General features: G+C 42.0%; 5 protein-coding genes and 1 pseudogene. 1 reads left to right on the plus strand and 5 read right to left on the minus strand.

What is annotated here, in order from left to right; all coding sequences use genetic code 11:
- On the plus strand, nucleotides 1–534 hold a 534-nt coding region (locus ACESM0_RS12730; RefSeq protein WP_372906583.1), incomplete at its 5' end, for a phosphosulfolactate synthase.
- Nucleotides 535–827: 293 nt separating this feature from the next.
- Here the strand turns inward: ACESM0_RS12730 and ACESM0_RS12735 are convergent.
- From ACESM0_RS12735 to ACESM0_RS12755, 5 genes and pseudogenes are all read right to left on the minus strand, one after another.
- Entirely contained in the window at nucleotides 828–2000 is a 1173-nt protein-coding gene (locus tag ACESM0_RS12735; protein ID WP_372906584.1) for a M20 family metallopeptidase, read from the minus strand.
- Between the two features lie 10 nt (nucleotides 2001–2010).
- Nucleotides 2011–2625, minus strand: a complete 615-nt coding sequence (locus ACESM0_RS12740; protein WP_372906585.1) for a flavin reductase family protein — start codon at nucleotides 2623–2625, stop codon at nucleotides 2011–2013.
- A 10-nt stretch (nucleotides 2626–2635) separates the two neighbouring features.
- On the minus strand, nucleotides 2636–2932 hold the full coding sequence (locus ACESM0_RS12745; RefSeq protein ID WP_372906586.1) for a hypothetical protein: 297 nt from the start codon (nucleotides 2930–2932) through the stop codon (nucleotides 2636–2638).
- Complete coding sequence (locus ACESM0_RS12750; RefSeq protein WP_372906587.1) at nucleotides 2910–4400, minus strand: GNAT family N-acetyltransferase; 1491 nt, start codon at nucleotides 4398–4400, stop codon at nucleotides 2910–2912. The genes ACESM0_RS12745 and ACESM0_RS12750 overlap by 23 nt, the downstream gene beginning before the upstream one ends.
- A 224-nt stretch (nucleotides 4401–4624) precedes the next feature.
- Nucleotides 4625–4807, minus strand: a pseudogene (locus tag ACESM0_RS12755) (GNAT family N-acetyltransferase); the annotation flags it as partial.

Here is a 4807-nt window from a genome sequence, read left to right on the forward strand (position 1 = left end):
GAGTCTGTTGATAAGTACATTGAGACCTGCAAGGATTACGGCTTCGATATTATTGAAATCTCCGCAGGTTTCATCACCCTGCCCACCGACGACTGGCTGCGATTGATTGAGAAAGTGCAAAGTGCCGGACTCAAGGCCAAGCCTGAAATCGGTATACAGTTTGGTGCCGGTGGCGATACCGCCAAAGGCGAGCTGGAGAGTGAAGGAACGCTGGATACAGGCTACGCCGTAAAACAGGCGAAGCGTTTTGTTGATGCAGGCGCGTATATGATTATGATTGAGTCGGAAGGAATCACCGAAAATGCCGACCCGTGGAGAACAGACGTTCCGGCTGAGTTTATCAACGAAATCGGCCTGGAAAAGCTGATGTTTGAAGCTGCCGATCCTGAAGTCTTTGCATGGTACATCAAAAATTACGGCCCGGAAGTAAACCTGTTTGTTGATAACAGCCAGATTGTACAGCTCGAAACCCTGCGGCGTGGCATCTGGGGAACCAAGAGCCTTTGGGGACGCGTGCTGACGTATAATGATTAACTCTGTCTACTGGAAGTTTTGTGGGTTCACTTGTTTCGAAGTGATCGCCTGGATAGTGCCTCAGCAGCCTTCAGAGGGTTAACATATTTATTTAGCTGATTAGCAGACACATACATAGACTGAATAACAGTCGGCAGGTAAGAGGCACGTCTAAGTAATAGAATTCAACTTATTCTACTTAAGTGAAATATCGAGTTCTCGACTGCGTGCACTCACTTGCGTTCGTTTACTGCGCTCGAACTGACGAAGTATTTAGTTTAATGTCGAAATCACGCTATTTTAAATAAAATATACTATGTCTCCGGTTCCACCTTGAGTGAGGGGTGTAGTAATAAAAGAGTCAGCAGTTCGGCGCGTTTGAGCGTTTCCTCCAGAAATATTTTTTCGTGATAGGCGTGTGCCCCTTCGCCCACGGCACCGAGGCCATCTATAGTCGGAGAGTATAAATTTGTGAAATTCCCATCTGATACGCCTCCCGTTGCAGTCTCCTGCAATTCCATATCCAGCTCATTGCCCAAAGATTGGGTTATCTCCCACAATCGCTGGTTAGCTTCTTTTTTTTCCAGCGGAAGCCGCCTGATTCCTCCTGATATTTTAACCTCAATCCCTTTTTCTTCAGATTTGAGATTATAAATTTGCTCATTAATCCGTTCCCCGTCCTCTTTTGTAGGAACCCGCACATCCACTATGGCTTTACTTTTTGCAGCAATAACGTTCGCACGTTCTCCTCCCTCTATTTTTCCAATGTTAACATTAATGCCATTCAGCGGATCATTAAGTTCAATTAACTGCTGTACGATATTTGAGAGGGCCAGGATTGCACTTGAACCCTTTTCAGGGTCAAGGCCTGCATGTGATGGAGTCCCTTTTATATCGATCTCATAAAGGCCGATACCTTTTCGCTCTGTTTTGATCTTCCCCTCTCTTCCAAGCGCAGGTTCGAGAATAAATGTTCGTTCAGCCTGTTTAGCTTCCTCAACAATTATATCTTTCGACTCAAAACTGCCTATCTCCTCATCCGAACTGATGATAAAAACAGGCTGTACATCCGGAGACCTGCCCAATTTCCTGATTGCCTTCATGGCAAAAATCATCATGCAAACACCCGCTTTCATGTCAAAGATACCCGGCCCTGTTCCAATATTATCTTGAATTGAGAACGGCATCTCGTTGAGCGTCCCGGTATCCCAGACCGTATCAATATGCCCGACCAAAAGCTGGCTTGGGGCATCAGGATCAAAATCATCCGGTTTGCAAACAAGCTCGCCCGCCGTAGTTTCACCCGGCCTGTGTTCAACACTATAGCCTAAATCTTCGAAGCTTTTGCGAAGAATGCTGAATACTTCTTTAAAAGAGGAAGGATCATCGGAGGGAGTTTCCTGCTCTACGAGTGAGCGCAGCAGTTCGATAAAATCAGCTTTATGCTCCAAAAAATAAGTATGGATTTCACGTCCCGATTCTGTCATGACCTGCATATTATATTTTAAAGTCTTTAGGTAATGGAAATGTGTTGCTTTTTTTGATGATGCTGAACCGGCCGGGATGCAGATAGGCCAGCAGTGGGTTATTACTGATCAGGCTGGCATCATCGGCTTCAATCCCTTCTTTCCTGATTGCATCTTCGTGTACATACGCTGCTACAATCTTTCCGACAATCATCTCCCATTCTCCAAATTTACCCATGATGTCATGAAGAGTGCATTCGAATTGCAGGTAGGAACCTTTGATAAACTTACCATCTATTTTTTGAGCATCTACTTTAGGGACCGTTAAAATAGCCGGTTTTTCATCTTCTTTGTCCCGGGATGACGCCGTAATACTGGAAAAAACCAGTTGATCGGATTGCGGGTAACTCACCGTAAAAACTTTCTCGCGTTTGATATTTTGATACGTCGTCTTTCTGGGTGTTCCCATAAAACCGATATAAGGCCCCATTCCCAAAGGCATCGCCATGTGCTTAGGAGCCATATTATAATCCCCGTTTTTTTCCCTGCTTCCAATAACAAGTAAAGAGTGAACCATAAAAAATCTCTCCCAAAGATTGGGTTCATCTGTAATATCGATCATAGAGTTGGATTTTTGTTCAGACATACACTTGAATTTAGTTTATTATGATATTTTCAAGATCCCATAAATCATCCAGTTCCAGGATTTCCAGAATTTCAAAAAAAATGGGCGGTGGTTTTTTAAGAAGTAATTCATTTCCGCTTTTTAACCACTCATGTAAAAAAATCACCCCTTCACTGTCTATAAAATTACAATTAATCAGATTAATAGTCAGTTTATTGATTCCCGGAGTCAGAAGGCTTTCAATCTTATTTTTTGTTCGCAGATTGAAATGGCTATGAACCGTTACTGATAAAACCTGCCCCTCTTTATGTATGTCTATGATATTCATCTACAACAAGTGATTTAATTTTATTTCCGAAATCGGAGTAAATTTCAATAATGTCAGGATCAAGGGATGAATACACTTTTTGTAATCGAAGGTAGTCGGATTGCCGGTGAAATTGAGGCATAAGTCCGGAGTAAATGAATTCTGATGACACCGCCTCTGAAAACTGTTCCGGCGTCGATTCATTCTCCAGTGGAAGATCCAGGTAAATAACACACGGATTTTTCTCCTCAAGGCTTCTGACCATATTCGAGAGTACCTCCTGAAAATCTTTGCCATATTTATTGACCACTATCAACGAGGTCAGGCTGGTATAGTTAACATTCAGATCTATATCTGACTTTTCAGCCAAGTGGGTGGATGTCACTTCTTTTGGTTCTACTTCTAATCTAAGTTCCTCATACGTCTCCAGAATAAAATCCTTGTATTTCTCAGGCAGATAGACTGATTTTTGCTTGGGATATATAAGGGGTAAAAATTCAAGGGCAGCAGAAATCGGTTGTGGATAATCTTCATCAAATCCTTTGTACTTGATATTTTCTGAAAGGGCGAGCAAAATTGCCGTAGTTTCATATCCAAATTTGTGATTCACTTTTTGACTCACCAGATGGTTGGTCACCGCTTTGGCAAATAAAGCTGTCACACCCTGATCCTTTAGAATTTCGATGAGATGGTTCATCATCGAGGTCATCACCCCATTTCTTCGATAACTGGGCGTTACAATAGCTTCTCCCAATTCAGCGATATCCGAGTCCTCTTTTTGCATTACACCAAAATATCCAATCGCTTCTCCATCCTCTTTCCGGGCAATGACCCCGAGCTTTTCCTTGCTTAATACAGCTTCCTCAATTTTTTTGGGTAAATACATATCCTCCTTGAAGTAACTGTACTCATACGTGCGGTAGAAAATTTTTGCTATTTCCTCTGCATCAGCAGACCGGATACGGCTCACTGTAAATTCATCAATATTCTTATGGGGATTCTCTTGCTGATCACGGTCAACCTCCGGTTCACGCAAGGATGCAGACTGCTGTAACAGCTCATCTATATCATGTATTTCAATTTTTTTTGATAACCGGAACTCTTTGCCCTCTTTGCCTTTGTTGATAAAGGAAAACTCATCACTGAGCTCCTTCATTAACAATAAACCTGCACCTTCAAAATTGCTTTCTTCCCGTGCTTTTTTAGCATCATATGTGTGTTTGTCCGGATCAAATGGTTCCCCTAATTCACTAACAACAATTTCCAGGTTCGGGAAACTGTAGTGATATTCGATTTCAAAATTTTCCCGGCTGTTTTCAGGATAGGCAAACAGAATAATATCTGTGACAAGCTCACTTACAGCCACCGTAAAGCGGATAGATTCCACTTTCGACAAACCATGATTTAAACACCAGCTGGTCGTGAAATCACAAACAGGCGCTATGTTTTGTTCATTCGTTGGTATTTGTAATCTGCAAACCATAGTCATTATAAACGTTAACCAATAATCACAGAGTTTACAATCTATTCTACTCCGGCAGCGATAGTATCTCTTTCGATTTATAATTCAAGGCGCAGATGGTTAACAATTAGCTTTCCGAATGGTATATCGGCCACGCACTTAGGATGCAGGCTCAAATACGTTGAGTTTGTTGCAAAGGAAATTGTAACTATGGAAAGAGAAGTTGGCAAGGATTGGCGAGGGCTGTCCGATTAATGAATTGGTGATGCCACACTTCTTTCCATGATGATATGAGTTTCTGTCTTATCAACTGTCTTAAAGCCGAATCGTTTATAAAGCCGCTTGGCTGGATTTACTTTTAGGACTTGTAATTTTAAGGATACTTGTCTGTTGCCAGAAGCATTGATTAATCTTTTTAAAATTGCAGCTCCAAT

The sequence above is a fragment of the Rhodohalobacter sp. genome (genome assembly GCF_041686455.1).
Lineage (GTDB): Bacteria > Bacteroidota > Rhodothermia > Balneolales > Balneolaceae > Rhodohalobacter.